The organism is Tritonibacter horizontis, from assembly GCF_001518015.1.
Classification (GTDB): domain Bacteria; phylum Pseudomonadota; class Alphaproteobacteria; order Rhodobacterales; family Rhodobacteraceae; genus Epibacterium; species Epibacterium horizontis.
In genome coordinates, this window is record NZ_LPUY01000114.1 from 1 (window position 1) to 3,183 (window position 3,183).

3 protein-coding genes and 1 pseudogene are annotated in these 3,183 nt (G+C 63.5%); all 4 read left to right on the forward strand.

Annotation, left to right across the window (positions count from 1 at the left end; translation table 11 throughout):
• Positions 1-50: 50 nt before the first annotated feature.
• Positions 51-266: pseudogene (locus TRIHO_RS20075) on the forward strand (zincin-like metallopeptidase domain-containing protein); the annotation flags it as partial.
• Positions 267-289: 23 nt separating this feature from the next.
• Entirely contained in the window at positions 290-499 is a 210-nt protein-coding gene (locus TRIHO_RS20080) for a DUF6330 family protein (RefSeq protein ID WP_040182663.1), read from the forward strand.
• An 86-nt stretch (positions 500-585) separates the two neighbouring features.
• Positions 586-975, forward strand: a complete 390-nt coding sequence (locus tag TRIHO_RS20085) for a DUF3768 domain-containing protein (protein WP_024099302.1) — start codon at positions 586-588, stop codon at positions 973-975.
• Positions 976-1,131: 156 nt separating this feature from the next.
• Positions 1,132-3,114: a ParB/RepB/Spo0J family partition protein gene (locus TRIHO_RS20090; protein ID WP_024099303.1), complete on the forward strand. Its 1,983-nt coding sequence runs from the start codon at positions 1,132-1,134 to the stop codon at positions 3,112-3,114.
• Positions 3,115-3,183: the final 69 nt, after the last annotated feature.

Sequence of the window (3,183 nt, forward strand, 5' to 3'; positions counted from 1 at the left end):
ATGTCTGCGGTCACTGACAAGGCATATTTCGAGCTTGACTGTCAGGATAAGTGGCCGAATTGACCTCGGTGTTCCTGGGTCAGACGCTCGGCTTCACGGCGCATACGCTCGAGATGAATGCCGCCTACCTCCACAACTGGTTGCGCGTTCTTCGGTCGGACAAGGGTGCGATCTTCAAGCACGCCGCGGATGCGCAGCGCGCCTGTGACTATCTGATCGCACAATCTGAGGCGGGTAGGGCAGGGCGCAGTGCCGAGGCCGCCTGACCACACGGAGAACGGAGACTCGCATGTCACGCAAGGAACCCAAGACGCTGCGGGTGGCCTGCTTCGAAGACGGCCGCCGCAAGATCATCACCTTCAAACGCGGTGCCTATTGGTGGAGCCCGTCCGAGGGCGCTTACCCGCTCTCGGCGGCACTCGAGAGCATCAAGGAACAGGGCGGCTGGATCGAAACCATCCCCAACCCGAACTACAGAGCCAGAGGGCTGTTCGGGTAAGGCGCCTTCTGCTTCGGTCCTTCCGCCAAGCAGAAAAGTGAAAGCGGGCTTTGGGAAGGGTGTTTCAACTTCTCAAAGGAGATCCCATGTCCATGACCGTTCAATCCCAGCCAGACCGTCCGGATCCGACCGTGATCGCGGCGCAAAACGACGCGTTTCGCAAGCTCGCGTGCCTTGGAGTGGCGCCCGCGCAGCCCACCCAGGGCCGAATGCATGTCACCCGCTCGCTTATGGAGGCCGGTGACGGCTTCATGGCCGAGGCGGTGAAGGCCACCGGTGCGTTCGATACATTCGAGCCTGAGAATGATCCCGAGGGATGGCACGATTTTGGCGCGGTCGAGATCCGGGGCGAGACCGTGTTCTGGAAAATCGATCTCTATGAGGCAGATTCGGATTTCCGCTACGGGGCCGAGACCCCGGACAATCCTGCCACAACCATGCGCGTGCTGACCATCATGCTGGCGCGTGACTGGTAGGGTAGGAGGGCTTCCCAAAGTGTCGATCTGAAAACTCAAGGCCCACTGACCCCTCAAAGGGAAAGTGGGCCTTTTGTCTTGGTGATCCCTGAAGCCGGGGATTGGTCACGCGCGTGAGCGCGCGGGCCACACCTCACCCTCCTGGAAGGATATCCCATGACCACAAGCTTTGCTCCCCTTACCGTCGCCATCGGCGATCTGATCCCGCATCCCGCCAATGTGCGCAGCAACGCGCCGGAAACCTATGACCCCGAGAACATCGCGCATCTGAAGGCCAGCATCGCTGTGCTGGGCCTGCTCCAGCCGCTCTTGGTCCAGAAGCTTGACGGCAAATATGCTGTCCTCGCCGGTGGCCGACGCCATGCTGCGCTGAAGGAGCTGGTCGCCGACAAGGCCACCAAGGGGTTCATGGCGAAAACCAAGGTCGACTGTCGCCTTGTCCCAGACGACTGCGACGTCACCACGGCGCTGTCGCTCGCCGAGAACATCACCCAGGCACCGATGAATGCCATCGACGAGTTCGAGGCTTTCGCCCGGATGATGGAGGTCGACAGCCAGACGCCCGAGACGATCGCAAAGACCTTCGGCGCCACGGTGGCGGCCGTGAAAGGCCGGTTGCGTTATGGCCTTATCCACCCCGACATCCGCGCCGCAGCCCGGGGCAAGGTGATCACGCTCGACACGATGAAGGCCTTCGCCGAGCACCCGAGCCAGGAGGCGCAGCGCGAGGTCTTCGAGGCGCTCACGAAAGACGGCGGCTATCTGCAGGCCTACACCGTCCGTCAGGCCCTCAAATCCCGCGGCGTGCAGGTCAGCGATGATATTGGGGCCTTTGTGCGCGCGGACTACGAGGCGCGGGGCGGTGCTGTCGCGGCTGACCTTCTGGAAGAGCATTCCGTGCTTGAGGATGCAGCACTGGTCGAGACCATCCTGCTCGAGAAGCTCGGTGCCGCCGCCGAAGAGGCCCGTATGAGGCTGGGCTTTGCCTGGGCCGATGCGATGGTCCGCTATGATTACGCGACCATGGCGGACTATGGCCGCGTCTATCCCGGCCCGATTGAGCCGGATGAAGCGGCCCAGAAGCGCATCGATGAGATCACCGCAGAACTCGAGAAGCTGCAGCTCGAGATGGAGGATGAGGGGCTCGAGGACGGTGCCTACAATGCCCTTTACGAGCGCGTGGACGCCTTGGAAGAAGAAGTGCGCGATCTGCAGGAGGCCTACAGCGCCGAGGACCTCGCGCGGTCCGGGGTGATCGCGTCGTGGCAGGGTGGGCAGGTCACGCTCCATGTTGGCCTCGTCCGCCCCGAGGACACCGTGAAAGTGGAAGGCGCGCGCGGCTCGTCGGTCAACCCGACGGGGGAGGAGGCACCGGACGCCGGCGAAATCACCTATCCAGCCTCGCTGGCTGAGGACCTCAAGACCGAGCGGGCCATGGCCCTTGGCGCCGCGATGGCGCTGCATCCGGAAGCCACGCTCGATCTGACGCTCTTCAAGCTGGTCAGTGACGTTCTGGCCAGCGGAATGAGTGTCACGCAGGCGATCAAGATCGATGCCCGCAAGGAATACCGCAGCCATGCCAAGATGGACGAGATCGACGAGACCTCGCTCGAGCAGGTGGCGGCGGCGCATGATGCGCTTGATCTCTCCTGGCTCGATGACACCCGCGCGCCCGCCGATCAGTTCGCGGCGTTTCGCGCGCTGGAGGCAGGCGAGAAGGCCAAGCTCGTGGCCTATGCCACCGCCAGCACCACGCAGTCCTGCTTCGCGCGGGATCCTCGGCGCGACAGCCTGATGCATGCGTTCGAGATCGAGATCATGCCCGACATTCGCGCATATTGGACGCCGAATGCGGCGCTCTTCAACCGCTTCAAGAAGGCCTGGCTCCTGAAGATTCTCGGCGAGGATCTGGGTCTCGCCCAAGAGGCGGTGACGCTCGCCTCGTCGAGCAAGAAAGAGATCGTCGCCTTCTGCGACAAGCTCTTCGCCGAGCCTTTCGCCACACTCACGGACGCGCAGCGCGCTGCCGTGGCCACCTGGTGCCCGCCCATGATGCAGACCGCCGGTGTCGCCTGTGATGAGGCGGAGCCCGCTGCGGAAACCCCCGAGCCTGACAGCGAGGTCGCGCAAGCGGCCTGAGTCCTCACGCGACTCGCGCGAGGCATTCCCCGCGCGGGTCGACCCTCCCACACCCAACCGAAAGACATC

Coding starts and splice junctions, on each gene's coding strand:
- TRIHO_RS20080 (WP_040182663.1), top strand. CDS start 290: ATGTCACGCAAGGAACCCAAGACGCTGCGGGTGGCCTGCTTCGAAGAC.
- TRIHO_RS20085 (WP_024099302.1), top strand. CDS start 586: ATGTCCATGACCGTTCAATCCCAGCCAGACCGTCCGGATCCGACCGTG.
- TRIHO_RS20090 (WP_024099303.1), top strand. CDS start 1,132: ATGACCACAAGCTTTGCTCCCCTTACCGTCGCCATCGGCGATCTGATC.